The following is a 21101-nucleotide window of genomic DNA, read 5'->3' on the forward strand; positions in this document are numbered from 1 at the left end:
GGGATGGCGGTGGGAGGTGCGGCGGAGGTGGTGAGGGCGGCCTCGGCGCGGTCGAACGCGTCGGGGCGCAGGGTGAGGTGCTGGCGGGCGTCGTCCATCGAGATGGGGCGGTAGGTCGCGGTCGCGGAGGCGACCAGGTTGCCGGCGGTGTCGAGGACCTCGGACTCGGCGCGCACCAGGCCGCCCGCGCCGGCGCGCAGCGCCTCCTCCGCGCCGTCGACGAGCCGGGCGACGCAGATGTACTCGGCGTCGACCCGCATCGCGGTGACATAACGCAGGCGCATGCCGATGGTCAGCGAGGTCAGGCCGCTGCGCAGGACGATCAGGTTGCCCATCGTCTCGTCGCAGATGACCCCGATCAGGCCGCCGTGCACGATTCCCGGGTAGGACTCGAACGTGCGGTCCAGCCGGAACCGCGTGTCGATGCTCTCGGGGACGGCCGCTCCGTCGGGCCGGGCGGCGAAGCGCAGGCGCAGGCCGCTCGCGTTCGTCTGGGAGCAGCCGAAGCAGTGGTGATCCTCCAGCGTGGACCAGGGCACCGGCCGGTACTCGTCGGTGGTGGCCTGCTCCACGGCCCGGTCGGCCGCCTCGGTGGGCAGGTCGGTGGGCTCGGATGGCAGAAGGCGCATGGACGCGGACGCCCGGCTCAGCCGGCCACGGGGGCGGCGCTGGCGACGGGGGCCAGGTCGGCCGCGGCGGGAACGTCGGACAGGTCGGCCATCGCGCCGCGGATCGCCGAGTTGCGGCTCAGGTCAAGGCCGACCGCGGTGCCGAGCATGCGGCGCAGCTTCGCCTGCAGCTTGTCGAGCGCGTCCGGCGGGGAGATCTGGAGGTAGACGTCGATGACGTCGTCGACGGTCTCGTAGCCGCGCATCTCCTCGACGCGCTGGTGCTTGTAGACGCCGACCGGGTGGTTGAGCCGCGCGCTGGTGACGTAGAAGTGGATCCGCTCGAGCACGGACTTCAGCTCGTGGGGACGCTGCTCCAGGCGACGCTTCAGGTAGTAGAGGAATTCGCGGGCGTGGCCGGCCTCGTCCCGGCTGGCGCGCAGGAACAGGTCGGACAGGACCGGCTCCTCGACCCATTCGGACAGCGCCCGGTAGACCGTGTTCACGATGATCTCGGAAATCACGTTCGTGGTGAGGGTCGCGCTCGGCGTCACGCCGGCCTCGTACGGCTCGCGCAGCGACTCGATCTTGCTCTGGTCGATGTTCACGCCGACGCCGCGCAGCCACGCCCGGAAGGCGTAGTGGTGCTGCAGCTCCTGGTACGCCCAGACGGCGACGAACGCCGAGCAGTCGTAGTCGTCGTCGAATTCGCTGAGGAATCCGTGCAATCCGGGCAACGACGTCGCCTCACCCATGACGACGCCCTTGACGAGCGGGACGTACACGGGGTTGACGAGGTCCTGGCGGATGTTGTTCAGGTCGAGGTCGGAAACCTTCCACTGAAGACGCTCGTAGTGTTGGAAGACTTCGAAGCTGTGCGCGGTGTCGGCCGTGGCGGTCGGCATGGCTGAACCCCTCCCTGCGATTTTCGCAGCATCTTCCGACACCGTAGGCGGCGGCGCCGACGACGAAAACCTCCGTTCTGAACTCGCTATCGCCCCATACCGATCCGCTATCCAGCGGTGGGGGCTGAACCGCCTCCCGTGTTATCGGGATGCCGCAGCCGGCGGGCGACACCCTGAAGAGTCGGGTGTATCGCTATGTCGGATGCCGGGTTGTTCGGAGTTGTTCAGCCGCCGTTCGGCGGCGGTCCACCCATCCGTCAAGCTGTGGCCAGCGTCCGAGTAGCGGGCCGGGAAGATATTCGTGAATCGCACCTTTCCTGCCGGGTCGGCAATCTGGATCCCGCGCCTCGCCAGCCATAAGTCCCCCTCGATGCCCGGATCACCGCTTCACTCCGCTGTCGCGCCAGCATCGCCGGGCGAACTCGGCACCTCCTGTGCGCTCGCTGTGCGCCGGCTGTGAGGGCCATCGGGATGGAAGACGGAGCCGGCGCCGGCTGGCGGGAGGACGATGTGGAGGTCGAGGCCACCGTCCGGGCCGGGAGCGGCGGACAGATGGCCGCCGTGGCTGTCGACGACGGCCCGGACGATGGCGAGGCCCAGGCCGTAGCCGCGGCGCAGGCACCACCGTCGTCGTGATCACCCACGACCGCGACCTCGCCGCGTCGCTGCCCCGGCGGATCGAGATGCGCGACGGGCGGGCGATCAGCGACGTGCGCACCGAGGGGAGAACGTCATGAACCTGCGGCCTGCCCGGCTCGGGCCGAGTGAACTGGCCCGGGTGGGGGGTGCCGGCCTGCGGGTGCGGCCGTTGCGCAGCGTGCTGTCGGCGCTGGGTATCGCGATCGGGATCGCGGCGATGGTCGCCGTCGTGGGCGTCTCGGCGTCCAGCCGGGCCGACCTGGAACGCCAGATCGCCGCGCTCGGCACCGATCTGCTCACCGTCAGTCCCGGCCACAGCCTGTTCGGTGAGCAGGCGAGCCTGCCGGCCGAGGCCATCCCGATGATCCAGGTGCTTGGCGGGACGGCGTCGGTCAGCGCCACCGGGCTACTGCCCGAGACGAAGGTCTACCGCAATGACCACATCCCCAAGGCCGAGTCCGGCGGCATCACCGTCGTCGCGGCCCGGCCGGGGCTCGCGGCGACCGTGGGCGCGCACATCGCCGAGGGCGCCGACCTGAACGCCGCGTCCGAGCGGTATCCGACGGTCGTGCTCGGCGCCCGGGCGGCGGACCGGCTCGGGGTCGGACCCGTCGGCGCCGACCAGCAGGTCGAACTCGGCCATCAGCTGTTCACGGTCGTCGGCGTGCTCGCCCCGGCGCCACTCGCCCCCGAGCTCGACACCTCGGCCCTCGTCGGCTGGCCCGTCGCCACCACCCTGCTCGGCTTCGACGGCCACCCCACCACCGTCTACGTCAAGGCCCGGCCAGGCCAGGTCGAGGCCACCCAGCGGCTGCTCGCCCGGGCCGCGAACCCGGCGGCGCCGAACGAGGTCGACGTCTCGCGCCCCTCCGACGCCCTCGCCGCCCAACAGGCCGCCGACGCGACGCTGAACGCGCTGCTGCTCGGCCTCGGCGCCGTGGCGCTGCTCATCGGCGGCATCGGCGTCGCGAACACCATGGTCATCTCCGTGCTCGAGCGCCGCGGCGAGATCGGCCTGCGCCGCGCCCTCGGTGCCACCCGCGGCGACGTCCGCAACCAGTTCCTCGTGGAGGCGCTGCTGCTGTCCGCCGCCGGCGGCCTCGGCGGCCTGCTGCTCGGCGCGGGCGCCACGATCGCCTACGCGGCCAGCCGCGGCTGGCCCGCCGTCGTTCCGCCCTGGGCGATGCTCGCGGCGGCGGGCACGACCCTGCTGATCGGCGCCGCCGCCGGCCTCTACCCCGCCGCCCGGGCCGCGCGCCTCACCCCGACCGAAGCCCTCTCCGCCGCGTGAAAGGTGTTCTTGATTCGGGCCGGCCTGTACTGGTGCGGCGGCTATCCTTTCCCATATGTGCGCCGAGAGGAACGCCGGATTCTCCGGAGCCGAATACGGTGACGTCCGGTCGGATGATGGTTCACATGGCGACGCGGGGGATGGCCGGCTGGATCTCGTGCTCTCCTGCGTGGCCGCCGATGAGGCGTGGGCGACCTGGCTGGCCTGGCATCTCGACGACGTCGGGTACCGTCTCGCCGTCGACGTCTGGGGCGGGCCGGCGGACAGTGTCGACCGATTTCGCCGAGTGCTCGTCCGCGCGGAACATCTCGTCATTGTTCTGTCGCGGGAATATGTGTCCGCGGCCGCCGGCCAGCGGGAATGGCAGAGCGTCGTGGCGGAGGAGCTCCGGGGTGGGGCTCTCGCGGCCCTGACCGAACCGTGCGAGCGTCCCGGGGCCCTGCGCGCGGCCCCGTGCGTCGACGTCGCCGACCTGCTTGTCGACGACGCCCGTCGCCAGCTTCTCGACGCTGTGGCGGCGATGCGCGCAGGGCAGCGGCCCAGCGCTCCGCCCGTCCCTCCCGTGCCGCCGGACCGGCCCGCGCCGCCCGACGGGCACGGGGCGGACCGGCGACGCGGTGCCGACGAGGACGATGATCGGCGCGACGGCCGGGGCGGAGTCCATGTCCACGTCGGGCGGAACCTGTCCGGACAGGTGGTCATCGGTTCCGGCAACTCGGTGACCCGCACCGGCGACCCGTGACCAGCTAGGACGGCGTGGGCGCCGGAGTCGTCGAGGACATCATCACCGTCCGCGCGGAGCCGGACAGGGAGATCCGGCGGTCCACCCCGTCGCTGCCGGGGATCCGCAGCGTGCCGGCGTAGGCGGAGCCGCTGCCGCCCGAAGGCGGTTCGAAGACCACGGTCAGCTGGCAGGCCTGTCCGCTTCCGCCGCGGATCGTCGACGGGCAGCTGCGGCTGGGGCTGACCGAGAACGGCGCCGGCACGGTGATGGCGGTGAGGTCGTAGGTGCGCTCGGCACAGTCCACCGGGGTGAAGGTGAAGGTCTGCGCGGTCGAGCTGCCGGCGTCGGTCGTGGGGAAGGTGATCTCGGACGCCGGCTCGGTGGGGCACGACACCGGTGTGGTGGTGGTGGTCGACGGGGTGGTGGTCGTCGGCGAGACCGACGGGGACGGGGTGGCATCGCTCGCTTCGAGCTCGTCGTCGATGCCGACGCCGCCGCCCTTCTGCGGCAGCGCGATGTGCGCCTGCGCGGGTCCGTCGCGCGTCGGGCTGAAGGCGACCCGCAGGCTGCACTGGGCGCTGGTGAACAGGCCGGCGGGGCAGGACTTCGCCCAGATCGCCCGGAACTGGCCGGCGTCCTGGCCACTGAGAGCGAAACGTCGCCGGTCGTAGGTGCAGGACGCCAGGAGGGTGACCTCCTGGGGCGCCGAGACGCCGCCCGGACGCACCCCGCTGAAGGTGTAGTCGTTGGGGTCCGGGTCGCAGCCGCCGCTGGCGGGCTCGGCCACGGACGGCGTGCTGGTCACCAGCGGTGCCGTGGGGATGATCGGGCTCGCGGTGGGTGTGACGGTGGTGGTGGTCGTCGTTGTCGCGGTACTCGGCTGGATCACTGGTTCGCTGCTGTCGACCTGCTGCTTGCCGGTGCCCCGCAGGCCGACGAGGGTGGCGGCCGTCACGACGGCCACCACGATGACGATGATCGTCGGGTTGGTGGCCGCGCCGCGCAGCGCTGTGCGGACGGGACTCTGGTGAGTTCGCAGGCCTGACGTGCCGTCGCTGCCAACCGCGTGCGAGCCACCGCCAGGAGGCGTCCCACCGCTGCTCGCCGACGTGCCACTGCCAGCACCCGCCGTGCCACCGCTGCCGCTCGCCGAGGTGAGGGTGGCCTGCAGCGACGGTGCGGCCATGGTGCCGAGGGCACCCCCGAGCCCGCCGGCCAGCAGGCTGGACAGCACCCGATGCCGCTGCCGGGCCTCCTCCCGGAAGTAGGCCTCGTCGCCGGCCGCCCGGGCGATCACCGCCGCGGACTGGCCGCGGGTCAGCACCGCCGACCAGGCGTCCCAGCGCAGCGACAAGGCCACCCGCGGCGCCACGGCGCGGGCGAGCGCCACGGCCGTGCCGGGACGCCCCGCCGCGACCGCGGCGTCCAGCAGGCCGAGCAGCGCTGGCACCGCGCCGGCGATCTCGCGCGGCCGCGCGCTGGTGGCCCAGGACACGAGCCCGGCGGCGATCTCGCCCGCCGCGGGAGCGCCGCCCGTGCCGGGGACCTCGCCCGTGCCGGGAACCTCGCCAGCGGCGGTCACGTCGGCGAGCCGCCCGGCCACCGCCACCCCGAGCGAGGCGGACAGTCGCCACCCGTTCGCCGCCTCGTCGACGAGCCCGGTCGCGGCGAGCTCGGCGAGCCCGATCGGATCCCCGCCGCCACCGGTGCTCCTGCCGCGGACGGCGGACGCCTCGGCCGGGGTGGCCGCGGCGGCGGCCCGCAGCGCGCCGGCGGGCAGGACGTCGGGGGAGATGACGCGCAGCACTCCGAGCGCGCGCCGCTGGGCGACCGTGAGCCGCCCGGCGATGATCGGTGCCAGGGCGTCGGCACCGGCGTCCAGGGTGATCCGGGGCAGCTCGCCCTCGGCTGTGGCGACGCCGGCGCCGGGCCCGGCCTGATCGGCGGGTTCCGCTCGCTGGGCGGCCTCCAGCAGCGTCCGGACCGCCGTCGCGACCTGGATCAACGCCCGGGGGCTGCCCTCGGCGAGCGCGCGCAGCCGGCCCACCTCGGCGCGTTCGTCGCTGGTCAGCCGGCGCCCGAGATGGCGGGTGACCAGTGCCCGCGCGGCGTCCTCCGCCAGGCCGGTCAGGTGCAGCGCCTGACCGTCGCCGACGAGATGGCGCCCGGACGAGCCGATCAGCACATCGCAGGAGGGCACCAGGTCCAGCAGGTCACGCAGCGCGTCCGGCGTGCCGTCGTAGTCGTCGATGACGAGCAGCGCGCTGACCGAGCCGACCAGCCGGCGCAACTTGTGGCGCTCGGGCCGGTACCCCTCGGCGTCATAGAAGGCCTGGAAGATCTCCTGGGCGAGCTCGTCGGCGGACAGGCCGGCCGCGCTGAGCAGAACGACGTCCCGGTCGCCGCGAGCCGCGGCGGCCGCGCGAAGCAGCGCCGTCTTGCCGATGCCGGCCGCTCCGTACACCTGGACGGGCTGGTGCTGGTCGAGCCAGCCGCCGATGCGGGCCAGCTCCTCGTCCCGCCCCAGCAGCGCCATCCCGGCGCGCGGGGTCGCCGGCGCGGCCGGGCGGCGGCGGCGCGGCGGCGGCACCGGTTCGGAGCGCAGCGAGACGACCGAGCCACGGCTCGCGTGCACCACCACGTTGTTGTTGCCGACCACGAGCTGGCCGAGCAGGTCGCCGCCGACGTGGACGTCGGTTTCGTCGTTCACGGAGCCATCCCCCGATGCCATCCCCGAACCCCGAACGAGGAAACCCGTCAGAACATGGCTTCCACATATCGGATGATGTCATGATCCACAAGGATCGTATCAAAGGAAATGGTGACTGACCGGCGAGTATGGCGATGACGCGACGAGCCGACGGTAATTCTCTGTACGAATATCGCGGTACGGCGGTCAAAACGCAGGTCAGGGGGCCGCGAAGGCCTCGGTCGACACATCGTCCGCCAGCCGCGCCGCCTCGTGGCCGTAGGTGCTGGACGCGGAGGATGATGATGAGACCGATGACGATGTTGAGGAAGGCCGCCGACACCGACGCCCCCCTCCGAACCTCAGCCATGCTCAGGACGGTCAATCGTCCCATGTCGGGCAATCGGCTGTCCGGTTTCAGGTGCGGCGGCGCGTCAGGAGTTCCAGTGGGAGCGCAGGAGCTCGGGGAAGGCGCGCTGGTTGGCGTAGGGGTAGGGCGGGTCGAGCTCGCTGGCCTTGTCGAGGCGGGCGATCTGGTCGGCGGTGAGCGTCCAGCCGACGGCGCCGAGGCTGTCGCGCAGCTGGTCCTCGGTGCGCGCGCCGAGGACCACCGAGGCGACGTTCGGCCGGTTCAGCACCCAGTTCACCGCCACCTGAGCGACGGTCCGGTCGACCTCCTCGGCCACGGCGGTCAGTTCGTCGACGACGTGCAGGACCCGTTCCTCGACGGGACGGCCGAGCCGGTGCACCCGCGAGTCCTCCGGTACCGCGGCCGCGCGTCGGACCTTCCCGGACAGGGCGCCGCCGGCCAGCGGGCTCCAGGCGATCGCGCCGACCCCGTGCGCGGCCCCGGCGGGCGCGAGCTCCCACTCGAACTCCCGCGCCGCGAGCGAGTAGCTCACCTGATGGGCGACATAGCGTTCGAGCCCGTACCGCTCGGCGACGGCGACAGACGACGCGAGGCCCCAGCCGGGGAAGTTCGACGCGCCGAGGTAGCGCACCTTGCCCGCGCGCACCAGGTCGTCGAGGGCCCGCACGGTCTCCTCGACCGGGGTGGTCGCGTCGAACTGGTGGACGTACAGGAGGTCAACATGGTCGACCTCGAGCCGGCGCAGGCTGTTCTCGACCGCTCGGACGATGTGCCAGCGCGACGCTCCGCCGTCGTTCGGCCCGGAACCGAGCGGCGTCCCGATCTTGGTCGCGAGCAGCACCTCGTCGCGGCGGCGCCCCAACGCCTTCGCCAGGAGCGTCTCGGCGAGGCCGTGGGAGTAGAAGTCGGCGGTGTCGAAGAAGGTCACTCCCGCGTCGAGGCAGATCGAGACCAGGCGCTGCGCCTCCGCGAGCCCGGAGGATCCCCAGACCCGGAACATCTCCGACGCGCCGCCGAAGGTCGCGGTGCCGAATCCGAGGACGGGAACCTTGAGGCCGCTGTTGCCCAGAATGCGGTGCTCCATCAGAGCGCGGTGTTCCATCAGCCGCGGCTGCCGACGTCGACCTGGATCGTCCCGCCGGAGATCCGCACCTCGTGGGTGGCCAGCGCAACGCAGGCCGGCGGGGTGAGCGCCTTGCCGGTCCGTAGACAGAACTTCGCGTAGTGCAGGGAACACTCGACGGTGTCGTCCTCGATGTAGCCCTCCGCCAGGGAGAAGTCCGCGTGGGTGCAGGTGTCGTCGGTGGCGAGGAACTCGCCGTTGACGTTGAACACCGCGATCGGCGGGGTCACCGGAACAACGACCGCGCCGCCGTCCGGAATCTCGCCGACCCCGCAGACCGCCTGCCACACGCGTGTCGACTGCGTCATGCCCTGGTCCTTTCCATGAATACGCCGATCGGTGCACACGCCGATCGAGGAACGGCCACGCCGGAGCCGTCGGAAGTGCCCTCCCGGCGGCTCCGGTATCGCGGTTCCGTGGCGTCGATGCCCACGGCCCGCTACGGGCTGGAACTACGAGGCCGTGGTGAACTGGAGCGTGTCGAAACTGATCGTCCGCTTGGACGGGTCGACCCAACTGCCGACGGTGTCCTTGGTGATCAGCGTCGACTTCAGCACGGTGCGGGCAGCGGCCTTGCCGTCCTCGACGTCCTTGACGATCTTCATGAACAGCCAGCCGTACTCGCGGTTGTTCGGGTCCCAGGTGGCCGTCAGCCGGCCCTCGCGGACCGCGTCGATGGCCGCGGTGTCACCGTTGCTACCGGTCACGACGACACCGTCGGACGTGCCGTCGGAGATCTTCTTTCCGGCGGCGCCCAGCGCGGCCGACGCGCCGAGCGCGGAGGCGTCGTTGTAGCCCCAGATCGCGTCCACGTCCGGGTGCCGGGTGAGCATGTCGGCGATCAGGCGCTGGCCGCCCGCGGAGTCGTCGGAGGTGTTGGAGACGTGGGCGACGATCTGCAGGCCCTTGGCCTTGGCCGCGTCCGTGAAGCACTTGACGTTGGCGTCGATGGACGGCACGCCATCCAGGCCGATGGTGATGACCTTGCCGCCGGGTGCCTTCCTGGCGATCAGGTCGGCGGTCTGCTCCCAGGGGCCGCCCTTCTCACAGGTGGTGTTCTCGGTCCACACCGAGTACTGGATGCCGTTGTCGTCGGAGTTCGTGCCGATCAGCGGAATGCCGGCGGACCTGATCTGGCCGTAGATCGCGGCGGTCGCCCCGGGGTCGAGGGTCCAGGTGCCGATCACGTCCATCTTCTGCTGCAGCATGGTCTGCAGGTTGGTGATCTGCCGGGCCGACTGCACGTTCGAGTCGTACTGCGTCAGCTTCGCGCCGATGACCTTGGCCGCCTCCCCGGCGCCCTGGCCGAACGCCTGCTGTCCGGGCTGCGCCAGGACCGGTGCGGCGTAGCCGACCTTGATGGTCTTTCCGGACGCGCCGGCTTCGCTCGACCCACCGTCGCCACCCGAACCACCACACGCCGCGAGGGCGAGAACCGCGGCCAACCCCATACTGAGCGGGGCGATTCTTCTCATGCGCATTGACGTTCCATTCCAGGAGAGTTGATCGTAGGTCGGGCGCGGGTGCCGGCCGGGCAACCGCATTGCCGCACCGGGCGTCAGCCGGAGCTGGACGGTGCGGCGGCCAGCGGACGGGCCGAGCCGCTGCCGCGGGAGATCCGCCGGAACCAGCCTCGGTCGCGGGCGGTCGTGATCCCGACCGCCACGATGAGAATTCCGCCGTTGACGCAGCCCTGCCAGAAGGCCGAGATCTCGCTGAGGGTCAGGCCGTTCGCGATGACACCGAGGAAGGCCACGCCGATCACCGTGCCCAGCACACCGCCCTCACCGCCGCTGAACGCGGTGCCACCGATCAGGACCGCGGCGATGATGGTCATCAGCAGGGTGGCGTCCACCTGCGGGGCGGCGCCGGCGAGCCGGCCGACCTGCAGCACGCTGGCCAGGCCCGCGGTGAAGCCGGCGATGACATAGGTGAGCAGCACGACGCCGGCCACGTTGATGCCGTTGATACGGGCCGCCTCGGCATTGGAGCCGACGGCGAAAAGGGATCGCCCGAACGATGTGTAGCGCAGCACGCCCGCGGCGAACAGGGCCAGTGCCGCATCGAAGAGAAGAATATAGGGAATACTGCCGACACTGCCGTTCATGAACGTCTTCAGCGGGCCGAAGCCGTCCGTCGAGAATACGCTGATCGTGCGGCCGTCATTACTGACCAGGGCGATACTGGAATAGACCGACATCGCCCCCAGCGTGACCACCATGAACGACATCCGGACCCAGCTGATCAGGAATCCGTTGAGGAAGCCGAGCAGCAGGCCCAGGCCGATCGCCACCAGCACCGCCAGGACGAACGGTGCGCCGTGTTCCAGCGCGATGCCCATACCCATGCCACAGGCGCCGGCCGCGGACGCGGCCGACAGATCGATGCCACCGGAGATGATGACGAAGGTGGCCCCGATGGCCAGCACCAGCACCACGCTGTTGCTCGCCACGATGTTCGTGACGTTTCCCCAGGTCCGGAACACCGGCTGGGTCATGGACAGATAGACGCATACCGCGACCAGCGCGGTCACGACGCCGGTGAAGCGGCCCAGGGACGGCCGGCGGCCCCGGAGGATGGTCGCGGCTCGGCCCGCCTCGCGCATGCGGCCAGCCGCGAGGCCACCGGCCTGCGTACCGTTCGCGTCCGTGGGGCCCGGCGCCGCCGTCGGAATCGGTGAGGTGTCGATCTCACGTGTGGTCATGACGGTTCTTCCTTCGTTACGAGGCTCGTTGGACCAGCCGGCCGGACACGGCCACGTTTGCCACGGACTCCTCGTCGAACTCCGCCGCGTCGAAGTGGCCCCGCACCTCTCCCTGGTAGAAGACGATCACCTCGTCCGCCAGTCCGAGCAGTTCCGGGAGTTCGGACGAGATGATCACGACGGCGGCGCCGTCGGAGACGAGCTGCTGGAGCAGCCCGTAGATCGAGCTCTTGGCGCCCACGTCCACGCCGCGGGTCGGCTCGCTCAGGACGTAGACGGCGCAGCCACGCGCGAAGACCCGCCCCAGGACGACCTTCTGCTGGTTTCCGCCGGACAGGGTCGAAATCCGCACGCCGTCGCCCGCGGCGACCACCCCGTAGCGCCGCATACTGTCCGCGACCCGGCGCTGCTCCTCCCGCACCCGCAGCAGGCCCTTGGTGCTGAGCTGGGACATCCACGCCAGGGAGAAGTTCTCGGCCACGCTGCGGCCGGGGAGGATGCACTGTCCCTTGCGATCCTCCGGGACGAATCCGATGCCGCCGTCGAGCGCCGCCCGGGGGTTGGCGACGCTGATCCGCCGGCCGTCGACCCGCACCTGTCCGGTGGCCGCGAGGACGCCGCCGAGGGCGAGCCCGAGCTCGGTCTTGCCGGAGCCGACCAGGCCGGCGACGCCGAGGATCTGGCCGCGGCGCAGGGTGAAGCTCGTCGGCCGCAGCCGCCCGTCCACCGACGCGAGGTCGCGTACCTCCAGCACGGTGTCGCCAGGGGTGACATCGCGGTTGCCGAAGTAGTCGTCGAGGTCGCGGCCGACCATCATCTGCACCAACCGGTCCTCGGACGTCGCCGGCAACGGGACGGTGCCGACGAGCCGGCCGTCTCGCAACACCGTGGCCCGCGTGGCCGAGCGGTACAGCTCCGGCATCCGGTGGCTGATCATCAGGACGGCGACGCCGCGGCGCCGCTGCTCCTCGACGATTCCCAGCAGCCGGTCGGTCGCCGCTTCGGACAGCGAACTGGTGGCCTCGTCCAGGATCAGCAGCCGGGCCTGGGTGGACAGGGCCCGCGCGATCTCGATCTCCTGCTGGAGTTCGATGCTCAGGCTGGAGACCTGGGTGCGCGGGTCGACGTGGACGCCGAGGGAGTCGAGGACCCGGGCCGCGTCGCGGTAGGCGCGGTTCCAGTCGATGATCCCCAGGCGGGTACGCGGGAGCCGGCCCAGGTAGACGTTCTCCGCCACGCTCAGGCTGGTGGCGAGGGTCAGTTCCTGGCTGATCGAGACAATGCCGTGGCGCAGTGCGGCGGCCGGGCTGGGAATGCTGATGCGCCTGCCGTCCAGCCAGATCGAGCCGCTGTCCGGCTGGTGCGCGCCGCCGATCACCTTCGAGATCGTCGACTTGCCCGAGCCGTTCTCTCCGGTCAGCGCATGGACCTCGCCCGCGTGCAGTTCGAGGCTGACGTTGTTCAGAGCCAGGACACCCGGAAACGCCTTGCTGATTCCCTCGACGCGAAGGAACGGCGCGTCGCCGGATCGCGAGCTGTCGGAGCTGTCCATCACGACCTTTCCTCGGTCCGTCATCCGTAGGCTGTAGTGGTATCTGGCATCTGTGGTGCCTAGAATCTGCTGGCGGCGGGCTGGCGCCGGAAGTGCGCCGGTCCCGTCAGCGGGATTTGTCCTCGAACTGTTTCCCGCCGGAAATAAACCGCCCGAGCACGGCGGGTCAGCTCAGCGGAAGAGCGGCGTGGGAGTACGGCGGGCGAGCTGACGCAGGTCAACCGACTCGTCGCCGAGCTCATCCGCGTCGACGGCGACGCGCCCCGCGATGAGCTTCATCGCGGCCCGCACGTCCCGCCCGCGACCGATCGCGAAGACTCCGGCGACGGTCCCGGCCCGCAGATGAAACGCGGCGAACGACGAGGACTCCCGGTCACCGCGCAGCACCACCTCGTCGGCGGCCCCCAGCTCCCCGGCGAGCTGGATGTTCATGTCGAACTGGTCGCTCCAGAACCACGGCACGTCGCGGGCCGGCAGCGGCGCCCCGAGCATCGCGGCGGCCGCGACCGCGGCCTGCTCCTGGGCGTTCTGGTAGGACTCGTACCGCACCAGCCGCTCACCGAACCAGGACGGCTGCACCGTCACGTCACCCGCGGCGAAGACCGCGGGGTGCGACGTCCGGGCCGCACGGTCGACCACGACCCCGTGGCGGCTGCCGGCGAGGTGCAGGCCCAGGTCGGCGGCGAGTTCGGTCCGCGGCGCCATGCCGATGCCCGCGACGACGACGTCCGCCGGCAGTGTCGTGCCGTCGTCCAGCTCGACGCCGGTCACCCCGCGCCCGCCGCGGATCGCCCGCACGCCCACGCCGATCCCGATCCGCACCCCCCGCCGCAGGTGCTGCTCGGCCACGAAGGCACCCCAGGTCGGACCGAGACTGCGGGAGGCCGGAACGCTCGCCGCCTCGACCACGGTCACGGAGCAGCCCAGGGCCTGCGCGCTGGCCGCCACCTCCAGGCCGATGAAACCGCCGCCGACGACCACCACCTCCCCGGCGGTCTTCAGCGCCGAGCGCAGCGCGACCGCGTCGTCGAGGTCGCGCAGGTGGAACACGCCCGGCAGACCGGCGCCCGGCACCTCCAGCCGGACGCAGCGACCACCAGTGGCCAGCAGCACCTTGTCGGCGATGACCGCACCGCCCGAGGCGAGCGCGACCGTCCGTGCCGACGGGTCGAACCCGACGGCACGGTCCCCCAGGCGCAGTTCCACGCCCAGGTCGTCCCAGTCGACGGGCAGCAGGACCGACTCCGCCCCGCGGTCGGTGAGCAGCACCGCCTTGGACAGTGGCGGCCGCTCGTAGGGCGGGTGCTCCTCGGCCCCGATCAGCGCGATGCGGCCGTCGAAACCCCCGGCGCGTAGGGCCTGCGCGGCCCGCGCGCCGGCGAGGCTGGCGCCGATGACAGCGAAAACGGGCCTGTCCACGAGCTGTCTCCTTGGTGTGTGTGCGCGTCGGGCGTCCGGCGGTCCGCGCTTCTGCCGTCCGCGCTTCTGCCGTCCGCGCCACCGCTGCGGGTGCCGCCGCCGTGGGCGCCGCCGCGCATCTGTTGGGCGATCCGGCGGGCCTGCACCTTCATGGCCTGCTCGAGCTCGTCGGCGCGGGTCATGGTGCTGCTGACCGAGCAGCTCACAGCGCCGAGCACGGCACCGGAGGCGTCGATGACCGGGACGGCGACCGCCACACAGTTCATCCGGATCTCGTGCCGCATCCAGGCGACGCCGGTGCGACGGATCTCGGCCATCTCGCGGGCGAGTCGATCCGGACCGCTGATCGTGTAGGGCGTCATCGCCACCAGCGGTTCGGCGACGACGGCGTCGAACACCTCGCGCGGGCTGAAGGCGACGATCGCCTTGCCCGCCGAGGTGCAGTACGCCGGGGCGCGGGTGCCGACATCCATCCAGCTGGACGGGTCCTCGCCCACCGCACAGATCTTGTCGACGCACCGCACGCTGGTCCTGTTCTGCAGGACCGACAGCACCGTCGCATACCGGAAACGCGCGAACAGCTCAGCCAGATAGGGATGCGCGATGCGGGTGAGCGAGCTGTTCGCCGGGGCCATCCGGCCCAGTTCGGACAACCGGGCGCCGAGCGCGAACGCACCGGCCCGTCGCTCGACGACCCCCCAGTCGACAAGCTCGCCACACAGCCGGTGCGCGGTGGTCTTGGAGATCCCCGACTCGCGGGAGAGCGCGGTCAGGCCGAGCGGCCCGAACTCGGCCAGCGTCTCGACCAGGCACCGCACCTTCTCGATCACCGAATCGGGGTTCTGTTCGGTACGCTCCGCCGCCTGCTCGAGCCGCCGCGCCGCCATCGTCATTCGTCGCCCGTCCTCCGGTCCGCCACCCGGCACCGGGAGATCAGCCGGACGGGGCGGGGCACGGCCGCGTCCGATCAGAAGTCATCAGAAGTCATCAGAAGTCAGAAGAAGACGCTGAGGTTCTTGGAGAGGACGACGTTCTGGTCGAGCAGGACCACCCGATCGGCGATCTGGAAGGATCCGTCGTCGGTCGGGCGCAGGCGGTCGTAACGCTCGCCGGCCCAGAGGTCGACCTCCGCCTCCAGCCGGTTGCGGTAGACGAGGAAGTTCGAGCGCACGTCGTAGCTGCCGGCCTCGTCCGCGCTCGACCTGATCCGCACGTTGGTGATCAGGTGCCGGGTCCGCGAGGGCGGGTCCTCCGCCCAGTTGGAGCCGGACTCGCGCTGATTCACGTACAGCTTGAGGGTCTTCATGTCGGCGTCGAAGTGCGCCATCTCGATGCCGCGCGCGGCGGCCTCGTCGGCGAACCGCTGCCGCCGCAGCCGGTTGCGTCGCACCGGCAACCGGTAGTGGCTGTCCGTGCTGAACAGGTCGTACCAGGCGTGGTACTTCCACTCGTCCAGCAGTTCGGCCTCGTAGTAGTAGAACTGCTCGATCCGGAACTGCAGCTCCTGCGTCGCCGCGGTGAACGCCGTCAGCTCCGCCTCGACCTGTGTGGTCATGTCGCCCCTCCGCTCAGCTCTCGTCACCGGACTCGCGCACGGCATCGACGCGCGGCCACTTCTCGCTGGTCATGAACTCCAGCCAGCGCCGGTAGAAGGTGCGCTGCGGACCCTCGCCGTAGTAGGTCCCGTTGATCCGGCCGGGATAGGTCTCGTGGTCCTCGGTCTCGTGGCCCAGGCCCATCTGGTAGTTCCAGTCCATGCGCCGGGTCTGGTAGCCCTGCTCGAGGATCTGGCCCATCAGGTTCCAGTTCTCGCCGTCGTCGAGCTCGACGATGCCGGCGGCACCCTCGGTGAGGGTGGCGGACAGCTGCTGGGCCTTCTTCACCTGCTCCGGGGCGTCCTTGTCGACGACCGTGAAGGACCAGATCTCGAAGGTGTTCGGGCCCTTCGGATGCCACACTCGCAGGTTCGCCGAGGCGGGCAGGCCCGACATGTTCGGGAACACGGTGAAGTTGCCCAGCATGTTCGTGCGGGACGAGCCCAGCCGTTCCTCGACGACCGGATTGCGCTCAGCGTTGTAGACCGACAGCGGGTCGTCGTCGAAACGGGTCACCCGGCCGAAGACCATCGAATGGCCGTGGCCGTGCCGGGAGGAGAACTGGGCACCCTCCGGCATCTTCCCCCACATGCCCTCGCCGATCTTGCCGAGCGAGGAGGAGTGCGTGACCTGCGCATGGTAACCGTCACCGGCGAACTGCTCGGCCGCGATCTTCCAGTTGCCGCGGATCGTCCACTTGATGACGCCGGGCAGGATCTCGATACCGCCGGGCACGTGGTCGACCCAGGAGTCGATGTAGAAGGTCATGTCGCCGAGGTACTCGTGCAGCGGCGGCGCGGTCGGGTCGAACGTGGCGAACCACAGACCCTTGTAGTTGTCGATCTGTGCGACCTGGACCAGGCCCCACTTCTTGCGGTCCAGATCGTTGTGGTAGGCGTCGGCGAGGTTGGGGACGTTGATCAGCTCCCCGGAGATGTCGTACGCCCAGCCGTGATAGGTGCACATGAAGTTCCTGGCGTTGCCGTCCTCGGCCCGGCAGACCTTCATGCCGCGGTGCCGGCAGGCGTTCAGGTAGGCCCGGACCGAGCCGTCCTTCTGCCGCGCGACGATCACCGGGTCGCCACCCATGTAGGTGTTGAAGAAGTCGCCCGGCTTCGGAATCATGCTGTCGTGCGCGAGGAAGAGCCACGCCCGCCCGAACAGGCGCCCCAGCTCCTCCCGGTAGACCTTCTCGTCGATGAAGATCTCCGGGCTGATGAGGCCCTTCTCCCACTGGACCTTGTCGGCCAGGTCATCGATCTCGATGGACATGCGGCGCTCCCTTCCGGTGCGTGGTGACGCTCAGGCGTTGGTGACGGGTGAGTCGAGGAAGGCCTTGACGACCGCCGCGAAGTCCGCGGGCCGCTCCTCCTCCATGTGGTGCGCCGCCTCGTCCATGAGGTAGACGTCGCCGTAGGGAGCGATGTCGGAGAGCAGGATCGGGTAGGTGTTCTGGACGAAGATGTCCTGCTTGCCGAAGAAGAACAGGATCCGGGCCCGCACCGTGGCGAGCTTGTCCGCGAGGTCCTCGGGCTCGCCCCAGGCCTCGGCGGAGGCGAGCATCCGCTGCCCGTCCGACAGGCTGTAGAGGTAGCGCAGCTCCACGCGGTCGGGCGCGACGTTCGCCGGATCCCAGTACTCCAGCCGTTCCATGATCGGAACGATCTTCTCGGGGGACGGGCCGTCGCCGCCGTAGTAGTTGGCCCACGCGGTCATGCCTTCGAAACCCAGCTCCGGGGTCTTGGCGCCGCGCCCGCGGTGCACGGGCTCACTGCCCGTGATCACCATCTTGCGGACCAGGTGCGGATAGTCGGCCGCGAGCGCGACCGCCGCCGACCCGCCGATCGAGTTGCAGACGAAGTCGGCCTCGGTGACGCCCAGGGTCGTAAGCGTGGCGGCGATGCGCCGCGCGTGCGCCGTCCAGCGGGGACCGTCGATCCTCGCGACACTGGAGAAGCCGTAGTTGAGCATGTCGACCAGCAGCACGCGCCGGTCGGCGGCGAACAGCGGGGCGACGGGTGCGAAGTCCGTCCAGGACGTGCATCCCGGGCCGCCGCCGTGCAGGAAGACGGTGGGCTTGCCGGACCCCAGCTCGGCGACCCACAGGGCGTCCTCGCCGGCGGGCACGAGCTTCCCCTCGGGAGCGCCGAGGGCATACACCGCAGCGGTCTCACTCGCGATGGTGGTCATAACACTCCTTGATCGCCCGCGGAGTTTCGGCATCATCATTTGCGGGTGTGTGGACTGATGCTAGGCGGATCCCAAGGATCGGTGAATGGACGGCGGTCCGCTCACCGGTCCGCGGTCTGTTACTTCTGAATAACCATTGTTTCGGGAATTCGACGGCCTGCGCCGCGGAGCACGGTCCGCTTACCCGGACGTCACAGGCCGGATCAGCAGTGCACTGATGGGACCGCGCAGCGTTCGGGTGCCGCAGTCGCGTTCCCGGGGCCGGGGGCGGCATTTGTCACACCCCGCGGCCCCGGTGTCAGGCCGCCGGTGAGGTGCGGGCGAGGAAGTCGAGGACCAGCGACGCGAACGCGTCCGGCCGCTCCATCGGCGGCCAGTGGCCGCACTCGTTGAGCACCACCACGTCCGCGCTGGGCAGGTAACTCATGATCATCAGGGCCTGCTCGAAGGGCACCATGCGGTCGAAGCGGCCGTGGATCACCAGCGTCGGCACGGTGACCCTCGGCAGGTCCACCACGTTGCTGTGCGGGACGCTGACCGAGTCCTGCGTCGCCTGCCAGTGGTCCATCCGCTGCGCGCGGAAGGCCATCAACTCGTCCACCAGCTCAGCCGTGACCAGCGACTCGTCGTACCAGAGCCCGCGCAGCAGGCGTTCCAGCTTGTCGCGGCTGCCCGGGTCGGCCTGGCTCTCCAGCTGCAGCCGCATCACCTCGCCGGGGAACGGCGCCAGCAGGTACGGGTCTCCGCCGGTCGAGGCGTGACACGCGCCGATGACGAGGCGCTCCACCCGCCCGGTGTGCTGGAGCGCCAGGTCCAGACAGGTGGTCGCGCCCTGCGAGGTGCCGACCGCGGTGATCCGCTCGATGCCGAGGTGGTCCAGCACCCGCACCACCGCGCGGACGCAGACGTCATGGGCCGGCTCGTGGAAGGTGACCGGCCCGGTGTGCCCGTAGTTGGTCAGCTCGACGACGATGCAGCGCCGGGACTTCGCCAGGACGGCGAGCACGTCCCGGTAGAGCAGCCAGGCGGTCGATCCCGGCTGCGGGCCCCAGGCGGACACCAGGAGCAACGGCTCGCCGGAGCCGACGTCGAGGTAGTAGATCGGCCCCTCGGGCGAGTCGATCACGTGCGCGAGGCCGTCCGGCGGGAGCAGCTCCCGGGGAGTCGGGTCAGCGGTGGGCATGCGGGCACCTCCGGGCTCGGCGGATCCCGTCCGGGCTGCGGCGGGAATTGTTGTCCGCAGGGGCCGCGCCGACCCTGCGAAACACGCGATTCCTGTTTTGAATCACGTTCGTCGAGAGCCCGGCAAGCTGTCTGGTCCGCTGAGTGAAACGCGTTCCTTGACCGTCACGAATCTGACTCGGCTGAATAGGCGCATGGGGTCGAGACCGATTGGTTCCGCGTTGCCGCAAGGTTCGCACAGCACCCGGGATCGGCTCGGATGACCAACTTCTGCGGCCCGGCTCGGCCGCGCCCCCGCGTCACCCCGCGCGCCGCGGCGGCGACCGCCTACGTGACGAGCCTGTTCATGGCCGCGCTCGACACCCACATCGTGAACGTCATGCTGCCGACGCTGGGCCGCGACTTCGACGCGCCGCTCGCGTCGGTCAAGTGGACGGTGATCGGCTACATCCTGGCGCTGGCCATCACGATGCCGGCGGCCGCGTGGTTGACCGGACGCTTCGGTGAGCGACGGGTGTTCGTCACCGCGCTGGGTCTGTTCGTGCTCGCGAGCGCCGCCTGCGGCATGGCCCGCAGCCTGCCCGAACTCATCGCCGTCCGCGGCCTGCAGGGCGCGGCCGGCGGCCTGATCGGCCCGGTCGGCACGGCGATGCTCTACCGCGCCTACCCACAGAGCGAGCGGGCCCGGATGACCCGGCTGCTGCTGATGCCGATCGCGCTCGGCCCCGCGCTGGCCCCGCCGCTCGGCGGCCTGCTGGTGGACCACCTGAGCTGGCGGCTGGCCTTCTTCCTCAACGCTCCCATCGGCCTGGTCACCGCGGCGATGGTGCTGCTGGCCCCCGCCGCCGCCGAGCAGCGCCAGCGGGTGCGACTGGGGGCGGGCAACTTCGCGACGGCAGCGGTGGGACTCAGCGGTGCGCTGTACGTCCTGGGCGAGGGACCGGAGCTTGGCTGGACGCATCCGATCACCCTAAGTGTTGCAGTGGTCACCATCGTTGCGGTCAGGCTGTTCGTCGCGATCGAGTTGCGGGCCCGGGAACCGCTGATCGATCTGGGGCTGTTCCGGGACTCGCTGTTCCGCTACTCGAACCTGGCCACGGCCTTCCAGACGATGGCGTTTCTCGGCGGCATGCTCTACATCACGCCCCTCATGCTGCAACAGGCCGCGGGACGGTCCCCGCTCATCGCCGGCCTGGTCCTCGCGGTGGTCCCGGTGGGCGTGGTGATCTCCTCGCAGACCGTCGGACGGGCCTTCGACGTGCTGGGGCCGCGGGTCCTGGTTGTCGTGGGCCAGTCGCTGCTGGCCGTCGACCTCGTGGTGCTGAGCAGGTTCGACGGCGACACCCCGCTCTGGGCGTTCTGCGCGGCGATGCTGGTCGCCGGGCTGGTGAACGGGATGGCAATGGTGGGCCTGCAGGCGTCGATGTTCGGCAACATCGGTGCCGACGAGATCTCCAGGGCGGCCGCCGCGCTGACGATGAACAGGCACGTGTCGACCGCGCTCGGGGTGGGTCTGGTGACCGCGGTCCTGTCCGCCAGCGCTGTCACGGCGGCCGGTGGCGCTCCCGGTGCCGGTCGGTTCCAGGTCGCCTACCTGGTGGCGGCGGCCTGCTCGGCAGCTGCCGCGGTCGCCGCGATCGAGCTGCCCCGCAGCATGCGGACCGCGAACGCCACCGTCCCCGACGCCGGGCAGCTCAAGGGCGTCACCGAAACGGCCCGCCAGGCCTGAGACGCAGGCTGTGGCACCGCTTGGCCGCCAACACTTGACGCGAGGACGCGAGGACGCGAGGACGCGGATCCGCGGAGCAGGGCGGACCCGCGTGGCCCACGGAGCCGCTGTCACTCGTGCACGCTTCCCGCCTGTGGGAAGTCGTCTTGACAGACGGTTCGCGGGGAACGGCCGGCCGCAGAGATGATCATGGAGGTGTCACTTCGTCCCGGGTTCCGCCCGCGGGGCCACGGCGGAGTCGCGGAGCCCGGGAACAAGGGGAAGACCGCGGGGGCAGTGCGGTCTCGAGTGAGCACGACCGGCCTCCCGCCCGCGATCGGACGGGAAGCCGGCGCGCGTTCACGCGGCGGCTTCCCGTCCGATCGCGGGCGGGAGGCCGGT

At 70.9% G+C, this 21101-nt stretch carries 18 protein-coding genes; 3 read left to right on the forward strand and 15 right to left on the reverse strand.

Features of this window, described 5'->3' with window-relative positions; translation table 11 throughout:
- The 3 genes from C1A33_RS02850 to C1A33_RS37810 form a co-directional block, all read right to left on the reverse strand.
- The coding region (locus tag C1A33_RS02850; protein WP_207770129.1) for a PaaI family thioesterase at window positions 1-629 on the reverse strand (629 nt) is incomplete at its 3' end.
- A 17-nt stretch (window positions 630-646) separates the two neighbouring features.
- Complete coding sequence (locus C1A33_RS02855; protein WP_101829971.1) at window positions 647-1513, reverse strand: ferritin-like domain-containing protein; 867 nt, start codon at window positions 1511-1513, stop codon at window positions 647-649.
- 387 nt (window positions 1514-1900) lie between these two features.
- Window positions 1901-2131 carry an ATP-binding protein gene (locus C1A33_RS37810; RefSeq protein WP_423748030.1) on the reverse strand — a complete coding sequence of 77 codons (231 nt, stop codon included), beginning with the start codon at window positions 2129-2131 and terminating at the stop codon, window positions 1901-1903.
- 115 nt (window positions 2132-2246) lie between these two features.
- Here C1A33_RS37810 and C1A33_RS02865 point away from each other — a divergent pair, with 115 nt between their 5' ends.
- Both C1A33_RS02865 and C1A33_RS02870 read left to right on the forward strand, forming a co-directional pair.
- Entirely contained in the window at window positions 2247-3443 is a 1197-nt protein-coding gene (locus C1A33_RS02865; protein ID WP_101829972.1) for an ABC transporter permease, read from the forward strand.
- Between the two features lie 157 nt (window positions 3444-3600).
- On the forward strand, window positions 3601-4185 hold the full coding sequence (locus C1A33_RS02870) for a toll/interleukin-1 receptor domain-containing protein (protein WP_165818202.1): 585 nt from the start codon (window positions 3601-3603) through the stop codon (window positions 4183-4185).
- A gap of 4 nt (window positions 4186-4189) precedes the next feature.
- On the opposite strand, the gene C1A33_RS02875 is transcribed toward C1A33_RS02870, so the two are convergent.
- From C1A33_RS02875 to C1A33_RS02945, 12 genes are all read right to left on the reverse strand, one after another.
- Window positions 4190-6877 carry an ATP-binding protein gene (locus C1A33_RS02875; RefSeq protein ID WP_165818203.1) on the reverse strand — a complete coding sequence of 896 codons (2688 nt, stop codon included), beginning with the start codon at window positions 6875-6877 and terminating at the stop codon, window positions 4190-4192.
- A gap of 413 nt (window positions 6878-7290) precedes the next feature.
- On the reverse strand, window positions 7291-8328 hold the full coding sequence (locus tag C1A33_RS02890) for an aldo/keto reductase (RefSeq protein ID WP_207770130.1): 1038 nt from the start codon (window positions 8326-8328) through the stop codon (window positions 7291-7293).
- Complete coding sequence (locus tag C1A33_RS02895) at window positions 8328-8657, reverse strand: bifunctional 3-phenylpropionate/cinnamic acid dioxygenase ferredoxin subunit (RefSeq protein ID WP_101829976.1); 330 nt, start codon at window positions 8655-8657, stop codon at window positions 8328-8330. Before C1A33_RS02895 ends, C1A33_RS02890 begins: the two co-directional genes overlap by 1 nt.
- A 144-nt stretch (window positions 8658-8801) precedes the next feature.
- Complete coding sequence (locus tag C1A33_RS02900) at window positions 8802-9824, reverse strand: sugar ABC transporter substrate-binding protein (protein WP_165818204.1); 1023 nt, start codon at window positions 9822-9824, stop codon at window positions 8802-8804.
- Window positions 9825-9907: 83 nt separating this feature from the next.
- The gene (locus C1A33_RS02905) at window positions 9908-11053 is read right to left on the reverse strand and encodes an ABC transporter permease (protein WP_207770131.1); all 1146 of its coding nucleotides are present in this window, start codon (window positions 11051-11053) and stop codon (window positions 9908-9910) included.
- A 16-nt stretch (window positions 11054-11069) separates the two neighbouring features.
- Window positions 11070-12605: a sugar ABC transporter ATP-binding protein gene (locus C1A33_RS02910; protein ID WP_101829978.1), complete on the reverse strand. Its 1536-nt coding sequence runs from the start codon at window positions 12603-12605 to the stop codon at window positions 11070-11072.
- Between the two features lie 171 nt (window positions 12606-12776).
- Window positions 12777-14024, reverse strand: coding sequence for an NAD(P)/FAD-dependent oxidoreductase (locus tag C1A33_RS34540; protein WP_165818205.1), 1248 nt, complete (start codon window positions 14022-14024; stop codon window positions 12777-12779).
- Window positions 13925-14917, reverse strand: coding sequence for an IclR family transcriptional regulator (locus C1A33_RS02925; RefSeq protein ID WP_101829979.1), 993 nt, complete (start codon window positions 14915-14917; stop codon window positions 13925-13927). Before C1A33_RS02925 ends, C1A33_RS34540 begins: the two co-directional genes overlap by 100 nt.
- 101 nt (window positions 14918-15018) lie before the next feature.
- Window positions 15019-15579 carry an aromatic-ring-hydroxylating dioxygenase subunit beta gene (locus C1A33_RS02930; protein WP_101829980.1) on the reverse strand — a complete coding sequence of 187 codons (561 nt, stop codon included), beginning with the start codon at window positions 15577-15579 and terminating at the stop codon, window positions 15019-15021.
- Window positions 15580-15592: 13 nt separating this feature from the next.
- Window positions 15593-16891 (reverse strand): aromatic ring-hydroxylating dioxygenase subunit alpha, encoded by a 1299-nt coding sequence (locus tag C1A33_RS02935; protein ID WP_101829981.1) that lies wholly within the window; start codon window positions 16889-16891, stop codon window positions 15593-15595.
- A gap of 30 nt (window positions 16892-16921) precedes the next feature.
- Window positions 16922-17809, reverse strand: a complete 888-nt coding sequence (locus C1A33_RS02940; RefSeq protein WP_101829982.1) for an alpha/beta fold hydrolase — start codon at window positions 17807-17809, stop codon at window positions 16922-16924.
- Window positions 17810-18107: 298 nt separating this feature from the next.
- Window positions 18108-18992 (reverse strand): alpha/beta fold hydrolase, encoded by an 885-nt coding sequence (locus C1A33_RS02945; RefSeq protein WP_101829983.1) that lies wholly within the window; start codon window positions 18990-18992, stop codon window positions 18108-18110.
- A gap of 258 nt (window positions 18993-19250) precedes the next feature.
- Here C1A33_RS02945 and C1A33_RS02950 point away from each other — a divergent pair, with 258 nt between their 5' ends.
- Entirely contained in the window at window positions 19251-20720 is a 1470-nt protein-coding gene (locus tag C1A33_RS02950; RefSeq protein WP_101829984.1) for a DHA2 family efflux MFS transporter permease subunit, read from the forward strand.
- The last annotated feature ends 381 nt before the right edge of the window (window positions 20721-21101 follow it).

This window comes from Frankia canadensis, assembly GCF_900197875.1.
GTDB lineage: Bacteria > Actinomycetota > Actinomycetes > Frankiales > Frankiaceae > Frankia > Frankia canadensis.

Bases quoted from the DNA above. Each gene is read 5' to 3' on its own strand.
- C1A33_RS02855 (WP_101829971.1), bottom strand. From the start codon at position 1,513: ATGCCGACCGCCACGGCCGACACCGCGCACAGCTTCGAAGTCTTCCAA.
- C1A33_RS02865 (WP_101829972.1), top strand. From the start codon at position 2,247: ATGAACCTGCGGCCTGCCCGGCTCGGGCCGAGTGAACTGGCCCGGGTG.
- C1A33_RS02890 (WP_207770130.1), bottom strand. From the start codon at position 8,328: ATGGAACACCGCGCTCTGATGGAGCACCGCATTCTGGGCAACAGCGGC.
- C1A33_RS02895 (WP_101829976.1), bottom strand. From the start codon at position 8,657: ATGACGCAGTCGACACGCGTGTGGCAGGCGGTCTGCGGGGTCGGCGAG.
- C1A33_RS02900 (WP_165818204.1), bottom strand. From the start codon at position 9,824: ATGAGAAGAATCGCCCCGCTCAGTATGGGGTTGGCCGCGGTTCTCGCC.
- C1A33_RS02905 (WP_207770131.1), bottom strand. From the start codon at position 11,053: ATGACCACACGTGAGATCGACACCTCACCGATTCCGACGGCGGCGCCG.
- C1A33_RS02910 (WP_101829978.1), bottom strand. From the start codon at position 12,605: ATGGACAGCTCCGACAGCTCGCGATCCGGCGACGCGCCGTTCCTTCGC.
- C1A33_RS02925 (WP_101829979.1), bottom strand. From the start codon at position 14,917: ATGACGATGGCGGCGCGGCGGCTCGAGCAGGCGGCGGAGCGTACCGAA.
- C1A33_RS02930 (WP_101829980.1), bottom strand. From the start codon at position 15,579: ATGACCACACAGGTCGAGGCGGAGCTGACGGCGTTCACCGCGGCGACG.
- C1A33_RS02935 (WP_101829981.1), bottom strand. From the start codon at position 16,891: ATGTCCATCGAGATCGATGACCTGGCCGACAAGGTCCAGTGGGAGAAG.
- C1A33_RS02940 (WP_101829982.1), bottom strand. From the start codon at position 17,809: ATGACCACCATCGCGAGTGAGACCGCTGCGGTGTATGCCCTCGGCGCT.
- C1A33_RS02945 (WP_101829983.1), bottom strand. From the start codon at position 18,992: ATGCCCACCGCTGACCCGACTCCCCGGGAGCTGCTCCCGCCGGACGGC.
- C1A33_RS02950 (WP_101829984.1), top strand. From the start codon at position 19,251: ATGACCAACTTCTGCGGCCCGGCTCGGCCGCGCCCCCGCGTCACCCCG.